Source organism: Dehalococcoidia bacterium (assembly GCA_035528575.1).
Lineage (GTDB): Bacteria > Chloroflexota > Dehalococcoidia > E44-bin15 > E44-bin15 > DATKYK01.
Genome location: DATKYK010000024.1, coordinates 33709 through 50974, shown reverse-complemented (window position 1 = coordinate 50974; position 17266 = coordinate 33709). Strand labels below are relative to the sequence as shown.

Sequence of the window (17266 nt, the reverse complement as noted above, 5' to 3'; positions counted from 1 at the left end):
GGGGGTGGCCCCCGTACGAAACTTTTATCTCCCTGGGAACATATTGGGAAGTGAAATAGCATACTAATCAAAAGTTAATCGTTTGTCAATACTTATACGTACAGGTTGACTGATATTGCCCCGTGTGCTAGATTTTTCCTGTATCAATGTGAATCGATATTTGAAGAGGACGAAAAAGGAGGGTCAGGTGAAACAGGATAATTATGATGTGCTGGTTATCGGTTCGGGGATGGGGGGATTATCTGCGGCGGCATTTCTTGTCGCCAGTGGCTATAAGACTTTGGTGGTGGAGCGGCTGCCTCGAATAGGCGGCAGGTATTCCACGATAGAACATAAGGGTTTCAAGATTAGCACCGGCGCGATTGAGGTAGAGATGGGTGGGGTAGTGGAGCAGGTCTTTAATGCGGTAGGGGCCAGGCTCGACGTCCGCCCCGTCCCCCCGATTCGCTATCGGATTGATGGGAAAGACCATGAGCTGCCGCCAAAAGGTGGGCTGAGGACGCTCGTTTCCTTGGCTTGCAGGGATGAAGGCGAAACGGAGCGTGTGATGGGGGCTTTGAGACGGGGTTTAACCTGGCAGCAGCCCTGGGACGGAATTTCCCTCAGGGAATGGCTGATTCAGTATACCGAGAATGAGAGGGTGCTTAAAACCTTCTGGGCGCTGATCAGCCCGACTCACTTTGTAAATGACGATGAATTGCCAGCGGGGAAGTTCTTCGAGTACCTCAAGGCGCCAAAAGGACAGGGTATCGGGATTGCGCCGCAGGGCAATTTAGCACTGATGGAATCGCTGGCGAGAGCTATTGAGACAAAAGGGGGGCAGGTGTGGACTAAGTGCCGGGCCAGGCAGATTGCAGTGGCCGATGGGATGGCAAGGGGTGCAATTGTAAAGCGGGGTGAGGAGGTTATTGAGGTGGTGGCGAAGGCAGTGGTTAGTAATACCGGTCCCGGGGAAACGGTGGCATTGGCGGGGAGTGAGAATTTTGATCTGGGCTACCTGAAACAGCTACGGGAAAACCTGAGACCCGCTCCGTTTATAGCGATGCATATTGCCAGCGATAGGCCCCTGGTGGACTGCTCCTCCCTGATATTCGTACTGGGCCGCAGGCTGAGCGTGATGAACAGCCCGACACTTCTCTGTCCGGAGCACGCTCCAAAAGGAAAGCACCTGCTCATGGCGGGAGGTACGCCGCTCTCATCGTTACCCCCCTATGATATCAAGCAGGACAGGGGGCTAATGCTTCAGGATTTGAGAGATAATATCCCCGGGTTTGACGAGCATGCTGAGATCCTGGTTGCCAGCTATTTCCATGGTGGATGTCCGGGGTATCATAGCTGGCCGGGTTACGATATGCCGCAGAAGACATCGATAGAGAACCTCTATAATGTCGGCGACGGGGTAAAACCGGGGGGCTGGATAGGGCTCGGTGCCTGTGCCAAGAGCGCAGAGATGGCGGTGGAGGATATCAAGCTTCGGGTTAAGCCGGGATAGAGAGCTCTCTTAAGAGCGTGGTTTCAGTGTGCGTTTGGAAAAACCCTGTGGCTTGAGCAGCTGGACGTGTGAGCGTGTAAGATGTAGTTACAAAATTGCAACATTAGGTTGTGCTGGAAGGATAAGAGCGGCTATACGACATCAAATTTTAGATAAAACCGGGGTGGACCTTTCTGTCCACCCCTTTGGTGTTTATAGTGCAGGTGTATTAGCCTCCTGCTCTTAACACACTTTGTTTATGGAATATATTCTCCCCCGGGGAATGCTGTAATCGTCCCGATAAGGTATTGTGCCATCAACTGCAGGTCCGCTGCGTCTATTGTGCCACTGTCGTTAACGTCGGCGGCGTAAAAATCATCGCCTGTCAGTGTTATTGTTCCCACTATATGCTGGACTACTAATTGATAGTCCGCCGAGTCAATTAAACCGTTGCCGGTACCCAGCGGGTGAACATCGCCTTCCAGTCTCTGCGTCGGTGCATATATGCAATCAACATTTTCGCAGATAGCTACCGTGAACATGGCATCGTTGGTTCCAACAATATATACCCACCCAGGTGTGAATGGCGGTTTTGCGGGATGGGGCCATACAATTTCTTCCTGCAACCAAGTTATATATATCAGTTCGATATTGCCAATGCCCTGGGCGGTGATCTCATCGATGCCACCAAAAATTACAGCTTTATCGCGCGCTTCCTCAATGGCACCGAAATTAACTACATACAATCCAACGTCACTACTTATGTTGATTATCTGCTTTGAAGCATAGGTGAACCATTCAGAATTGTTGAGTTCCACTACAGCCAGGTCTATGGCAAATTCCATAGGTGTTGTCCCGCCACTCTTGGGTATGTTAAAGACCTTAGTGGCAATGGCAGAACGGTTGTCGTCAGTGATAACGATGGGACCAACCTCCAGCCTGGCATCATTGGGTAAATCACCGGCGAATTGAATCACCGTTAGCTCCACACAGCAATTGGGCATGCAATCGGGGTTAAGGATAGCGTTACGCAGTCCGTATATCTGTGTCTCCCATTCACCTAAATCTTCCATTGTGCCCGATCCATCCAGGAGCACTGCAAGCTGTATATTTGGTACGCATAACATTACAGGTGTCGGCGTAGGAGTTGGGGTAGGAGTAGGGGTAGGCGTAGGAGTTGGGGTAGGAGTAGGCGTCGGGGTCGGTGTAGGCGTAGGAGTTGGGGTAGGAGTAGATGTAGGCGTAGGCGTAGGTGTAGGCGTTGGAGTTGGTGTAGGTGTGGGAGTAGGCGTCGGCGTTGGCGTAGAGGTAGGAGTAGGGGTTGGTGTAGGGGTAGGAGTCGGTGTAGGTGTAGGAGTAGGGGTAGGAGTAGGCGTTGGGGTAGGAGTAGGAGTAGGAGTCGGGGTAGGAGTAGGAGTAGGGTATAAACATGTAATCTTTTCGCAGACGGCTTCCTTTAACTTGCCAGCATCCAATTCAACATCATACACCCACCCCGGTGTAAATGGTGGGGCTATATGACCGGAGGTATCGGGATACCCAGGATACACAATGCGATCCTGCAGCCAGTTTATGTCATAGTATATTATATCGCCGATGCCCTCGGCGCTTATCTCATCAATTCCCGCATCTATAGCGTAATCGCGTGCTATCTCCGTGGCATCGTAATCAACCACAATATGTCCAACGTCGGTAATTATGTTGATTATCTGCTTTGAAGCATAGGTAAACCATTCAGAGTTGGTGAGTTCCACCACAGCCAGGTCTATACCGGCTTCAATAGGTGTTATCCCTTTTTCATGGGTGATGTTCAGGACGTCATCAGCGATGTTATTACGATTGATGTTGGTGATGACAATGGGACCGATTTCCGTTCTAGCTCCAGTGGGCAGGTTGTCAGCGAATTGAATCACCGTTAGCTCCACGCAGCAATGGGGCATGCAATCGGGATCGATGATAGCGTCGTGTAGCCCGTTTATCTCGATTTCCCACTCAGCGTCACTAATGCTGCCGGATCCATCCAGGAGCACTGCAAGCTGTACATATGGCACGCATGACAGTACAGGCGTCGGTGTAGGAGTCGGCGTAGGAGTAGGCGTAGGCGTCGGGGTTGGAGTAGGAGTCGGCGTCGGCGTGGGCGTGGGAGTAGGAGTCGGCGTCGGTGTCGGAGTAGGCGTGGGAGTAGGTGTAGGAGTAGGTGTAGGTGTTGGAGTAGGAGTCGGCGTCGGAGTAGGCGTCGGCGTGGGCGTGGGAGTAGGAGTCGGCGTCGGTGTAGGAGTAGGCGTGGGAGTAGGTGTAGGTGTCGGAGTTGGAGTTGGAGTAGGAGTAGGCGTAGGAGTAGGCGTGGGTGTAGGCGTAGGAGTAGGAGTCGGCGTTGGCGTAGGGGTAGGAGTAGGCGTAGGCGTAGGAGTAGGAGTCGGTGTAGGAGTAGGCGTGGGTGTAGGTGTAGGCGTGGGTGTAGGTGTAGGCGTAGGTGTCGGAGTTGGGGTAGGAGTAGGAGTAGGTGTAGGTGTAGGTGTTGGTGTAGGAGTAGGAGTCGGCGTAGGTGTTGGGGTCGGCGTTGGCGTAGGAGTAGGAGTCGGCGTTGGCGTAGGGGTAGGAGTAGGCGTAGGAGTTGGTGTTGGGGTAGGAGTAGGCGTAGGTGTAGGCGTAGGGGTTGGAGTCGGCGTAGGTGTAGGCGTTGGAGTAGGGGTAGGAGTAGGGGTAGGCGTTGGCGTAGGAGTAGGAGTCGGAGTCGGCGTTGGCGTTGGCGTAGGCGTAGGAGTAGGAGTAGGTCCACATCTAACACTTACATTGTCTAAGAAAGTACCTAAGGAATCTGAGGTTCCGTTATCAGAAAATTGGAGACGGCATGTTGATCCTGTACCTGCATAGCTATAGGAGTGATAAGACCAAACTGTATTACTGGAACCTGCGGCTGATATTGTGTCATTCAACGCCCCGCACCAGCTAAAGTTAAGGCTGTTGTTCGGGCTGTCTGTGTCGGGGCGGGGAGAGAAGTAGAAGCTAATGTAGTAAGTATCACCCGGGATAGTAGGGATATCCTGGTAAATCTTTACCGATGCTGGTTCTCCTGTAAGGGGATCATCCGGGCCATACCAGTCAGCATCCAGTTCGGCATACTGCTCTCCTTCCTGGGGGTTCCAGCCGCTAACATGGTCGTGTAACTCAAGATAGGCATCGTCTGGCCGGTCAGTTCCTTCATAAGAAGAGGGGTCAGTTGAAACCCATTCGACAGTCCAGCCAGGAACCTCGGAGCTGTTAAAGATATTCCAGTTACTTGCGTGGGTAACACCCGGTGTTTCAAATCCACCATTTATGACTAGGTTAACTTCAGGATCACATGTAGGAGTAGGCGTAGGGGTAGGAGTAGGCGTAGGGGTAGGCGTTGGAGTTGGAGTAGGAGTCGGCGTGGGTGTAGGCGTAGGGGTTGGAGTCGGTGTAGGCGTCGGAGTCGGAGTAGGTGTAGGCGTTGGTGTCGGCGTAGGAGTAGGCGTAGGAGTCGGCGTAGGAGTCGGCGTCGGGGTAGGAGTAGGCGTAGGGGTTGGAGTCGGTGTAGGCGTCGGAGTCGGAGTAGGTGTAGGCGTTGGTGTCGGCGTCGGTGTTGGCGTAGGAGTCGGTGTAGGTGTTGGCGTCGGTGTAGGAGTAGGAGTAGGAGTAGGTGTAGGCGTCGGGGTTGGCGTTGGTGTAGGCGTCGGAGTAGGCGTAGGTGTAGGCGTAGGAGTCGGAGTAGGTGTAGGCGTAGGAGTCGGCGTAGGAGTCGGAGTAGGAGTAGGAGTAGGAGTAGGAGTAGGAGTAGGAGTTGGGGTAGGAGTAGGAGTCGGCGTCGGCGTTGGCGTCGGCGTCGGAGTCGGCGTTGGTGTAGGCGTCGGCGTCGGAGTCGGCGTAGGCGTAGGTGTCGGAGGAGGTCCACATCTAACACTTACATTGTCTAAGAATGTTCCCACACCATTTGGTATGCCGTTATCAGAAAACTGGAGACGGCATGTTGATCCTCCAGCTACGTAGCTATAGGAGTGATAAGACCAAACTGTAGTACTGGAACCTGCGGCTGATATAGTGTCTTTCACCTCCCCGGCCCAGCTAAAGTTAAGGCTGTTTTGCGAGATGTCTGTGTCGGGACGTGGAGAGAAGTAGAAGCTGATGTAGTAAGTATAACCTGGGATAGTAGGGATATCCTGGTAAATCTTTACCGATGCTGGTGCATCTGAAGCTGGATCAGGACCACCCGGGCCAAACCAGTCAGTATCCAGTTCAGCATACTGATCTCCTTCCTGGGGGTTCCAGCCAATAGCAACATGGTCGTGTAACTCAAGAAGGGCATCGGCTGGGGAAGAGGGGGTAGTTGAAACCCATTCAATACTCCAGCCAGGAACCTGAGAGCTGTTAAAGACATTCCAACTAGCTGGGGGGACATCCGGTATTTCAAATCCGCCATTAATAACTAATTCTGCTACGGGATTACAGGTAGGAGTCGGGGTCGGGGTAGGAGTAGGCGTAGGGGTCGGCGTTGGTGTAGGAGTAGGAGTCGGCGTCGGTGTAGGAGTAGGAGTAGGTGTAGGTGTAGGTGTTGGCGTAGGCGTAGGAGTAGGAGTCGGCGTCGGGGTAGGAGTAGGAGTAGGTGTTGGCGTCGGCGTAGGAGTAGGAGTCGGCGTCGGTGTAGGTGTAGGAGTAGGTGTTGGCGTTGGCGTTGGCGTCGGCGTGGGCGTTGGTGTAGGCGTGGGAGTGGGGGTCGGAGTAGGCGTAGGAGTAGGCGTTGGGGTAGGAGTAGGCGTAGGTGTTGGTGTAGGGGTAGGGGTCGGGGTAGGAGTAGGGGTAGGAGTAGGCGTCGGCGTTGGAGTAGGAGTGGGAGTGGGAGTTGGCGTAGGTGTGGGAGTAGGAGTTGGCGTTGGAGTAGGAGTAGGTGTCGGTGTAGGAGTAGGTGTAGGAGTAGGCGTCGGGGTTGGAGTAGGAGTAGGAGTAGGCGTAGGAGTAGGCGTCGGGGTTGGAGTAGGAGTTGGCGTAGGTGTTGGTGTAGGGGTAGGGGTAGGGGTAGGAGTAGGAGTAGGAGTAGGAGTAGGACAGGGATTAACCACCACACTAGTAGTATCGGTATCCCAGCAGCCGTTGGAATCGGTAACGTTCAGGGTATAGGTACCGGACATAGCTATGGTAGCAGGGGACCTGGTGGGGTTCTGTATAAAGCTTGACCAGTCGGGGATATGTGTCCAGCTATAGGAGGAATAAGGAGGTGTGCCGCCGGTGGCCGAACCGTTGAGCTGTATGGTACCGCCTTCGCATACTGGTGAGTTACTGGAAGCGGAGGCTAGGAGATCAAAGGGCACGTTAACAGTGGGTATAAGAAAGACCTTCGACTGGGGGTTGCTATCCACATCGGTGTAGTTCATTGTCGCCAGGTCGTTGACATCAAGGGAGCCGGAATAACCTGCCTTGGCGGTGACCTGGTAGGTCAGGGTCACTGATGTACTACCAACATCACTAACGTTCCAGGTAATGGTGTTAATACCGGAGTTGAAGCTTACGGTGCCCTGGCTGGGGCTAAAGCTGCCAGTATCGACATCGAACTCATCTGATACGTCGTCCGTGACCACTACATCTGTCGCTGCGGTGTTGAGCTGGCCGGCGATTTTTTCGTAGATCTCCTCCAGGTCGCTTGGATCGGTGGTTTCGTAGTAGAAGCCTGCTCCTGAAGATACCGCTTTTAGTGTCTCAGAACCAAGTAGTGATGTGCGAGATGTATTGCCGCAGTCTGAAGTATTGACGTTCTCGAGGAAGATACTAAATACTTTGTAACCTAGGACCTTGGCAGCCAGGGCCTGGTTAATTGCGTCATTTGTGCAGCAAGTACCCCTGTTATTCGGCGCGTAAATTGTAGGCGAAGTGCTATAACATGGATATATGCCACAGCCGGTACATGAAACGCTGGCCCTATTGGCGACGCCATCCGAAAGCACGATTATAGCCTTCTCTGCATCCGTACGGCCATTGGCGATAATCTCCTGGGTTGCCAGATAGATTCCTGCAGCGATGTTGGTATAGTCGCCGATGGATAGACCATCGATGGAAGTTTTAACATCATTGTGAGTAAAGGTTAAGCCGTTGTTCAAATATGCAGTGGTATGATAGGAGACCAGCCCGACCTTATCATCGGTATTCAGCTGGTCAATGAAAGCCTTGGCCCCAGCTTTGGCAGAATTAAACGGCTCTAGCCCCACGCCATCATCCATGGAGCCTGAGCGGTCGAAGACCAGCATCACATCAACAGGCTTGGCGCACGGCTCACCCGTGATATTCAGTGTAACCTTGTATGTGCGGCACCCCTCTTCCTGAGCGGTCTTATCGACCGAGACATTACCACAGTCAGGTGTAGGAGTTGGCGTAGGAGTTGGTGTTGGTGTCGGGGTAGGTGTCGGCGTTGGTGTCGGAGTAGGGGTCGGCGTAGGAGTACAGTTAGGTGTCGGAGTAGGAGTACACCTCGGTGTTGGCGTAGGCGTCGGGGTAGGAGTACAGTTAGGTGTCGGGGTAGGCGTAGGCGTCGGCGTTGGCGTCGGAGTAGGAGTTGGCTCTATGTTATAACAGAAACTTATATGGCTTAGCCCGAAAGGCTTTCCATTACTGAGTTTAATTGGTGCATGGAGTCCAGTATCACCAAACGATTCAGGGTCGTAATAGTAAACATTAGCATTGGGACCACCCTTTACGATTACACAGTCTATGCCTATTGTCGATGTCCAATCGAAATAGTTTCCTGTTACTGTTATGTTAATCGTACCGGCGCTATCGGGAAGCACGTGGGAGCCCGATGTAACTGGCTCTTCTATTTTATATTCAGTGCCCCCGCAAGTATCTACGCAGAATGGGTTACCGTCTACAAATGTGGGCTCTACTGATGAGCCTATTGGCTGGGTGATCCGAGCTATAACTACTACTACCGCTGCCATACTCTCATACGATGTCGGTGTCGGCGTAGGCGTAGGCGGGGGCGAAGGCGACCGGCTTGGTGATGGTGAAGGTGCTGTCGCGGGGTCGCCGCTGACGACGACATTGTCCACCCGTGCGCTGTCAGGATCTTCATCGGTGTCTCCCCAGAAACGGATATCAATGCTGGTGCCTTCCGCAGTGATGCCAAGGGCTGCATCAACATACGTTGCCGGCCAGGTCGTAGTGTCGTTAGAAAGGTCGTGTGTATTGACGGTGGTCCAGCTGCCGGCAGCAGAGAGCTTCCACTGCACAACGAGATCGCCGTCGTCACTGCCATCTCGGTCGGTATCCTGGCCCCAATCGTACTCCAGGTGGATGTTCACCAGGCCTGTTGTGTCGATGGCCGACTTCGTGGCCATCCCGCCGCTGCGCAGGCGGAGGTACTTATCGCCCGTGCCATAAGTGGGCCTAGTGGCACAGTCATGCCCACTCCCATCGCTATCAGTCCAACCGGGAACAGTGTTCGCGTAAGTAGTGCCGAAATCATCCTGGAAGACGATGGTGGTCTGCGTAGCCTGTGTTATGCCGATGCTCAGAAGCGGAGCGGCAACAAGTGCTACCAGCATCAAAGCTAGTAATAGTGGGACTACACCTAGTGTCTTTACTATTCGCCTTGGCCTTGCCATTTATTACTCCGGTACTCCTGCGCTAGAAAGCTAAATTGGGCACCCCTTGTTGATTGGATGACCTGCTTCAACCTACACATACCTACAATATTCCTAGGTTACTATCATCCATCATTACATAAGGAGCGGCAGCAGTCAATATCAAACAAGTTCACTAAACTATACTTATCTCCCCCTTTTCACCAAAACCTGATAGCCCTACCTTCTCATGATGCTGGAATAGGTTGATGAGCGTGGAATACTAAGATGACATGCGGGTTTTGTCAAGGGGATTTGCAGGTGAATTTTTTAATAAATTTTGTTCTGTTCAAGGTGCTTCTGTGTAGACGAATAAACTATTGCCTGCTTCCATGGCTTGCCCGGCTGCAGCATGCTTGAATTTAAATAAAGGCACAGTATGGTGATGGAGCGATCGCGGGTTCCCCCGGGCTAACCCTGTTGTAAATGGTAGCGATGGGAGGTTTCGAAGGGAGGAGCTAGATGTGTTTTATCCTGGGAAATACTAAGGATAGGCTATCACGATCGATAAGTGTCGTTCATCGTGGGCCAATAATGAATGAGATCCATCGGATACTGGAGATACCACCGTGGGGAGGCGCATGTCCAGCAAGCGTGCCACTGATGAAAGGAGTAGACATTTGCAGGAATGAATGCCCCTTGGGCGTGCTCGTGGAGGGCGGGTGCTGGCAATAGGTGTAGCTTACTTATTCTACCCAGCCAACGAGGATAGAAAGGGGGAAGAGCATCTTTCCAGCCTACGGTTTGCTGGAGCTATTTTCTGGATGATGCATTACTGCATCGAGAACCGTGGTTATCTCGGAAATATCGAAGGGCTTTCGGATAAAAAACATGGGACCCAGCTCCATCGCCTCAAGAGCGAGGGCATCGTCACCGTGCCCGGTAATGACAGCCACTATGGTTTTATTTTCATGCTCCTTTATAAAACGGAGCACATCTACTCCGGTCAGGCCCGGCAGCATGAGGTCGAGGAAGACGAAGTCGAAGTGCTGCTTATCGAGCTCTTTCAAGGCTTTCTCACCGCTTTCAACGGCGGTAGCCCTGTAGCCTTCCCCCTCGACGACATCCTCCATGAGTTGCCGAATATCGGGGTCATCGTCGACAATGAGCACTGCTCCCCCCAGGTTTGGCTTAACGGTGGTAATAAAGGTATTGAGGTCCTCAGCCCTGAATCTACGATCGCCACGGGGGCCAACGCGGTAGCTTTTAATTAGGCCCAGGTCGCTCCAGCGTCGTGCCGTATTGCTGTGCACGTGTAGCAGTTCTGCCACGTCGCGGACGGTAAGGAGTCTATCTGGAAACTGGTTTCCTTCCCTGTTATTTCGCTTATTGTTGAAGCTTTCCTCTATCATGATGCCCATCCTTATTAGTTTAGATTCCCTCACCCTGACCACCTACTATATCATAACAGAACATATCAAAATATAATATAACTTAACATATCATAATGTATGATAACATAATATACAATAATTGTCAAGAGGTATCTTGAAAGGGAAAGAGATCTGGGCTGTGTTTTCTCGTAATCGAGGTAAAAGCAGGAGATTGCTCAGCCTATCCACTTACTACCAGCTAATGAGGGAGATATTTTGGACATATGGGGCATGCTCTGCTGGCAGGTGAGCATTTATTCCAATATCGGGGTGGTGCTTATAGATGGCCGGTGACGTGGACTCCCGCCTCATGCCAGCAAGCTGCCAGTGGCGATATATAAAACGCAGGCTTAATGACCGTCGTGTGATACTTAGAGGGTTAGGTAACGGATGGTCCACGATTTGGGATTAAGATGTACCGTCCCTTGAGGGGCATAATGTGATGCTGGTTGACAGGTATTTACGTGGGTAGGCAAGGAGGTATAGTGGCTGTCGTTCTATTGAGATATCGCAGAAGACAGCTATGGAAGAACTATTATGGAAGAACTATTCGATATCGGTTACAGGATGAGATACCAGTGGTATCTGATTTGGTGAATTTACCAAGAGTGCTAAAATAGTGATGGAATAATATTGAGCTTCGGGTTAAAATGGGATAAGTTGTTCTGTGAACGGTGCGGACAATCTATAAAGCAGTGCTAACACCGATATACTTAAGCCCCGAGGCAATCATCAATTCACCCCGGTGATTTTAGTCGAACGGTGTAAAATGGCTGGTGTCTATGCGTCCACCTTACGGAGGAAGAAATCCGGTCTCAAGGGGTCCCACCTGCCTACCAGCCGATCGTATGCAGGCTGGGGGTATGTCTCCTTGAATATTTTGTAGTAATACAGCTCCTCGATAGAGGATAGCCAGGGGTTGCCTGCTTTCTTGTTGTGTTCAGCGAGTTCCTTTTCGGAGATGCTTTTCTCTGCCTGCGAGCGCATGATAAACGCCACGCCTGAACCCTGGGCGAAGAAGCGTTTTGTCTGGTAGATAATGTGTTCGGGCAGGCAGCCCTCAAATGCCTGGCGCAGGATCCACTTCCCCACCTGTTCCTCTCCGTGAATCTTACAGTTCAGTGGGATCTTCATGCAGAAGTCCATCACCTTGGTGTCGAGAAAGGGGGTGCGGGTTTCAATCGAATTCGCCGCCGCCAACCGGTCCAGCCTTTGCAGGGCGGTGTTGTGGGCAACGTTGATGAGATTATCGACTATACTGGCAACCTCTTCGGGGTTCTCTCCCTGCCTGAACTGGCCGTCATAACCGGCGAAGAACTCATCCGCTCCCTCTCCGGTTAGAACGCAGTTGGTGTGTGGGCTGACAAACCGTCCGGCAAGGAAATTGGCAATTGCACCGTGCACGCAGCTTTCCTCATACATCTCCTGGTGATAGATAGCCTTGGGCAATATCTCATTTATCTCCTTCTCATCGAAGATTAAAATGTGATGCTTGACCCCCAGGTACTGGGTTACATCCTTGGCCAGCGGGAGGTCTTGACCCTCCTGCATGCTTACGGTGAAGCACTCGATATCTGGCTTTATCTGGCAGGCCATGTAGGTTATAAGGCTGCTGTCCAGCCCTCCGCTCAGCAGGACTCCTCCAACGGCGTTATCCTTCATCCGTCTCTCCATTGCCTCCAGCATGAGTTGCTTTACCACCTTCTTGGCCTGTTCGTAATCTTCGAACTCCGGAGTCTCTACAGCTTCAGAGGTATATCTCTGGAATCCCACCTCTGTGGAGTAAACATAACCCGGTGGGAACTCCCTGACATCGCCGGATATGCCCACCAGGCTCTTTGCCTCTGAAGCGAAGCATAGCGACCCATCTCTATTATGGCCGTAGTAGAGGGGTTTTATTCCTGCCCAATCACGTGCCAGTATCATCTTACCGTTGTCGGATACGGCGCAGGCGAAGTCCCCGTCTATTTTGCGTGCAAACTTGCTGCCGAATCTGTCATAGAGGGCCATCAGCGCCTCGGCATCGGTCTTTTTCCCCTTTTCCGGATTGTATACTCGTCCATCAAGGACAACTGCCATCTTGCCGTTGGAGGCATAATGTGAGCCTTCCCTCGAGTCTACACCCACGTTCAGCTCATTGCATCCCAGGTTCACCCCTTGTTCGCGGTTTACCCAGGTCTCGTGCGGACCTCTGTACTTAATCCGCTCGAGCATCTGTTCCAGCTCGCCATTATCGCTTCCTAAAATTCCGGCAATTCCTGCCACAGTCACACTCCTTCATTCAATGTGGTTAAACTAAGCCTGCGCTTCCTGAAAAGCCTCGAGCACCTTAATTGCTTCGAAGCCGTCCACGCAGTAGGCATCCGCCCCTATTTTCTCGGCATAATCTTTAGATACCGCTGCTCCACCGATCAGTACCTTGACCTTGTCTCTGAGGTTATTCTCTTTCAGGGCTTCAAGTACCTCCCCCATTGCCACCATTGTAGTGGTAAGCAGGGCGGAGAGCCCCAGGTAATCGGGTTTATATTCCCTTACCGCCTCCACGATCTTCTCAGTGGGTACATCTGTTCCCAGGTCATTAACCTCATAGCCAGCCCCTTTGAGCAGAATGGCAACGATATTCTTACCTATATCGTGGATGTCTCCCTTCACTGTTACTATGGCGAATTTACCTTTTATTTCCGCATTTGAAGCCTCGAGAAGGGGCTTCAGGATGTCCATCGCTTCTCCCACTGCCTCGGCTGAGGCCAGCATATCCGGGATGAAGTATTCCTTTGTGGAGAACTTTTCTCCCACAACCTGCATTCCCGCAGTGAGGCCTTGCTTTATTATCACATCCGGAGGTATGTTGCTGTCCAGCGCCGCCTGAGTAAGCTCCACCACCCCGGGCCCGGTTAGTACTTCATCTATCCCCTCGTCATCCTGGGTCTTTCTGCCCTGTATTACATTTTCCTTAAGTAATGCAATGATATCTTCGCTCATCGCTACCTCCCTTCTTGGTATACATTTAGCCTGGGTAGTAAGCCGGGTATTTCCTGGAATATCCTGGATGTGGTGTCCTGGTCTATGTGCTCAACGGGTGTTGCCAGAAGCTCCTGCATCCTCTTGTATGCCAGTGCGATTACCTCATCCCTTTCCCCGTCCCCTTCAAAGGGATAGGGCATAGAGATCTCACCGCTGCGCATCACCTTGCGTATATAGCTTATATACAGTTTCTGCGGTGTTGCCACTACCTCTCTCATTTGTTTCAAGCTCTCAGCGACCTCCGTTTCGTTGATGCGCGGAGGTTTGAGGAAGAACTTGATCATCTGGAAGTGGGCATCATCCAGGACAGCCTGGAGCAGGCAAAAAACGGAGTTCCCGTCGAGGAGACCGTAGGCGCAATGCAGGTACTGCGGCCCGCTTAGGGTGACCAGTATATCCGAGAATAGGCGCTCTATCGAGGATTGCGTCCCCGGCGTCTTGGTGTCACAGACGCCGGCGGTGGAATAGTTGGGCAGCCTGTAGAATCGCGCCATTTGAACGCAATCGATGTTATACTGGCTGGTTTCGACCGCGCCATAGGAATCGGCAAGGTTGTCCATGCGCGCCCTCACCGGCACACTGCCGTAGATAACCGGTGTCCCCTTGTTTACCAGTTGGCCCAGTGTTATGCCGGCCAGGACTTCGGTATTTATTTGCGCCATAATGCCGGATTCTTTAATGGGCGCAGTGGATCCGGCCTGGGGAGAGGAGGACACCACTATGGGCAGCCCCCTTCTGCAGACCTCGATAAAGGTCTGCGTAGTGTCATTAACAAATTGCAGCGGGCTTTTAACCAGGCAGGTGATGAAGGATATGATGGGGTTTTGCTTGAGTTCCTTCTCCCCTCCCACTATAAGATTTGCCATGTTCACAACATTGTCCAGCTGGGTAAGACTGGTCAGACCCGACATGAAGTGCTTGGTGGTATTATTCAGGGAGGCGAAGAATTTATTGACATCCTTGTTGTCTTCGGTGATGTCTTCATCCTGGATGTTTACGGTACGGATGTAGCCATCCACGCTTTCAAGGTGTTCGCATACGTGCGCCGAGTGGCAAAGGTCGGCAACCGTTGCGCGGCGCGGGTAAAACTCCGGCATCTGAATCTCTGTATCGGGGTCGGATTTCTTGACATAAGGTACAAGACCGACATCCAGCCAGATGTTGGTTTCAGAGCCGGTTATAAAGTACACCCTCGGCTCATCGCCGTGCATTATAAGGGTATTATCAGGGTTTCTGGCACCAAGCTTCACTGTCTTGGGAGCGCTATCCAAGGCATCGAGAGCGAGTTTCTCCGGAATTTTCAAGTGCCAGCAGGGGTGGTCGCTGGGTTCAATCGGCGTTACATCCGCACCACTATCACCGAATATCTCTGCGGCTTCCCTGTTGAAACAGATCAGGCCGGGGTCACTCAGGATATCCATAGATGCCTGGTGGATTATCTCTACCTGCTCCCCGGTCATCCGGGTAAGGGGTGTATCTATCAGGATTCCTTCTCTGCTCACTTTACATCACTCCTCATATATTCGCTACTATAACAATAAACCTTTTCGGTGCGCCTTAATGAAGCCTTTGCAGGCAGGGTCTTTGCCGGTGAGCATATCGGCAACCCTGACAAAGCTCATTACCTTTGCATCGAGGGGATCCAGGATAGCGGCATCGAGCCCCGCGGAGATTGCCATTAACAGGAAGGCATGGTTCACTATACCCCGGTTGGGAAGACCGAAGGAAACGTTGCTTAGCCCGATAACTGTGTTTGCGGATGGGTAACGGGATTTAAGCTGCTGGATAGTCTTCAGAGTTACCAGCCCCTGACTGGTATCCACCGAGATGGGAAGCAACAGGGGGTCAAAGAATAACTGGTCCTCCCTCACACCCAGACGAGTAAGGTGGGTCACTATTAGGTCTGCTGCGGATAGACGCTCCTCCACACTGCCGGGTATACCTCTCTCTCCCATAACCAGGGCCACCAGTGGCACCTGGCGCTCTGCTGCCAGACGCCCGAGGGGTTCCAGTTTTCCCGGCTCTGCATTGACCGAGTTTATCATGGCTTTGGAGCCCTGGTAGTGTGCCATTGCTGCCAGTAGCGCCTGGGGGTCCGAGCTGTCCAGGCACAGGGGTAAATCGGTCACACTCTGAACCGTATCTATAGCCCATTTCAGGCCTGCGATCTCCTGCTCCGCGCCCTGCCCCGTTCCGGCGTTCACATCTATGTAGCTTGCACCGGCATCCGACTGCTGGCGGGCCAGTTCCTGGATAAAGGCGGCGTCCTTGTTGACGATTGCCCCTGCTACTCGCTTGTTGGTTGCGTTTATTTTCTCACCGATAATAAGCATGATAAATTAATCTAGTATACCAGAAATCTCCTTTAAAATCCTTTGTCTTACCTCATCCGGAAGCCGGTAACCGGGAGAGGCAAGGATTTGCTCAACCCGGTCCCTGGCACGGGAGAAGGTGTCCCTACTTCCTCTGGCCTGCCATTCCTCCAGGTGCTCCCTGTCGCTGAGTGCGGGCTGGTAATGCTCGGTGCGCATGTGCTTCCTGGTATGCCTGGCGGAAACGAAGTTACCCCCGGGCCCTACGCTCTTGATGAGGTCAAAGGCAAGGGTATCCTCGTCCACCTTTATGCCCTCCACCGCCCGCATCACCATCCCCAGGATCTCGTTATCTACTACGTACTTCTCGTAGCTGGCGCTGAGGGCGAAGTCCAGAAGGCCGGCGGCATCGTGGATGAAGTTGGCTCCGCTCAGGGCGCAGAGCAGGGTGGAGAGCGCCGACTCATAGCCGCACTGAGCATCGACGGTCTTGGCGTCGGACATGCCGGCGGTGGCATAGAAGGGTAGTTGGTAGAACTGGGCTATCTGAGCGCTGGCAGCATTCAGTAAGCCCATTTCGATGGCCCCGGTAATGTATTTCAGGTCGCGGAAATCGGCTATGGAGGCGACAGAGCCGAAGATTGCCGGCATGCCGGGGTTCACCAGCTGGGCCAGGCATACCTCGGCGAGGGAGTCCACATTCTGTATCACCAGGTTGCTGGCCAGGGTCACCGGAGAGGTCGCGCCGCAGAGTGGCTCCGCGGGAAGCGCTACGGGGATTCCGGTCTGGGCAATGGTTATAAGCATATCCCCGTAGACCGCATCTATCTTCAGCGGGCTGATGGCGCAGATTATCATAGAGATGAATGGCTCCTGGCGAAGCTTGACCGCTGAGCCGGCGATGGTCTGTGCCATGCGGATTACCCGCTCTATGCCATCCTGTGTGTAAACCCCTCCCATTATATGCTTGGAGGTGTTGTCCAGGCCGGCAAAGAAGCGGTTGGCATCTACATCCTCTGTGGGGACATCGTTGGGGTAGGTAGGCAGCAGGAAGAAGTGGATGTTCTCCAGGCTATCGACGAGCTTGGCGATACGCTTCAGGTCGTTTAAGGTAGCCTGGCGGCGTTCCCCAGACTGCGTATCGATTATATGAAGAGCGGTTCCCCCGGTGCCGGCATATACTCTGGTCCCGCCAAGTGTTATACTGTGCTCCGGTTTACGGCCGTAAAGGGTAACCTCCGAGGGTGCCCGGTCGATAAGTTCCATCACTGTCTGCCGGGGCAGCCTCACGATGTTGTCTTCTATCGTAGCCCCGGCATCCCGGAAAAAGGCAAGCCCCTTTTTTGAATTTACCTGAAAGCCCACCTCCTCGAACACCCGCATCGAGGTATCGTGGATTTGGGATATATCGTCCTCAGATAGCGGCTTGTATTTACCACCTTCAAGTCCTTTCCTGGTCAA

Annotated in this window: 8 protein-coding genes; 1 reads left to right on the top strand and 7 read right to left on the bottom strand. The window is 52.7% G+C overall.

The window, feature by feature from the left end:
- Positions 1-187: 187 nt before the first annotated feature.
- Positions 188-1492, top strand: a complete 1305-nt coding sequence (locus tag VMX96_05615; GenBank protein ID HUU63382.1) for an FAD-dependent oxidoreductase — start codon at positions 188-190, stop codon at positions 1490-1492.
- 236 nt (positions 1493-1728) lie between these two features.
- On the opposite strand, the gene VMX96_05610 is transcribed toward VMX96_05615, so the two are convergent.
- From VMX96_05610 to VMX96_05580, 7 genes are all read right to left on the bottom strand, one after another.
- Positions 1729-9078, bottom strand: a complete 7350-nt coding sequence (locus tag VMX96_05610; GenBank protein ID HUU63381.1) for a VWA domain-containing protein — start codon at positions 9076-9078, stop codon at positions 1729-1731.
- Positions 9079-9833: 755 nt separating this feature from the next.
- Positions 9834-10481 carry a response regulator gene (locus VMX96_05605; protein ID HUU63380.1) on the bottom strand — a complete coding sequence of 216 codons (648 nt, stop codon included), beginning with the start codon at positions 10479-10481 and terminating at the stop codon, positions 9834-9836.
- A 768-nt stretch (positions 10482-11249) separates the two neighbouring features.
- Positions 11250-12734 (bottom strand): asparagine synthase-related protein, encoded by a 1485-nt coding sequence (locus VMX96_05600; GenBank protein HUU63379.1) that lies wholly within the window; start codon positions 12732-12734, stop codon positions 11250-11252.
- A 30-nt stretch (positions 12735-12764) separates the two neighbouring features.
- Complete coding sequence (locus VMX96_05595; GenBank protein HUU63378.1) at positions 12765-13451, bottom strand: corrinoid protein; 687 nt, start codon at positions 13449-13451, stop codon at positions 12765-12767.
- Positions 13452-13453: 2 nt separating this feature from the next.
- A complete protein-coding gene (locus tag VMX96_05590) occupies positions 13454-14995 on the bottom strand; it encodes a trimethylamine methyltransferase family protein (GenBank protein HUU63377.1) in 1542 nt (513 codons plus the stop codon).
- 27 nt (positions 14996-15022) lie between these two features.
- On the bottom strand, positions 15023-15826 hold the full coding sequence (locus VMX96_05585; GenBank protein ID HUU63376.1) for a dihydropteroate synthase: 804 nt from the start codon (positions 15824-15826) through the stop codon (positions 15023-15025).
- 6 nt (positions 15827-15832) lie between these two features.
- A complete protein-coding gene (locus VMX96_05580) occupies positions 15833-17266 on the bottom strand; it encodes a trimethylamine methyltransferase family protein (protein ID HUU63375.1) in 1434 nt (477 codons plus the stop codon).

Coding starts and splice junctions, on each gene's coding strand:
- VMX96_05610 (HUU63381.1), bottom strand. CDS start 9,078: ATGGCAAGGCCAAGGCGAATAGTAAAGACACTAGGTGTAGTCCCACTA.
- VMX96_05595 (HUU63378.1), bottom strand. CDS start 13,451: ATGAGCGAAGATATCATTGCATTACTTAAGGAAAATGTAATACAGGGC.
- VMX96_05585 (HUU63376.1), bottom strand. CDS start 15,826: ATGCTTATTATCGGTGAGAAAATAAACGCAACCAACAAGCGAGTAGCA.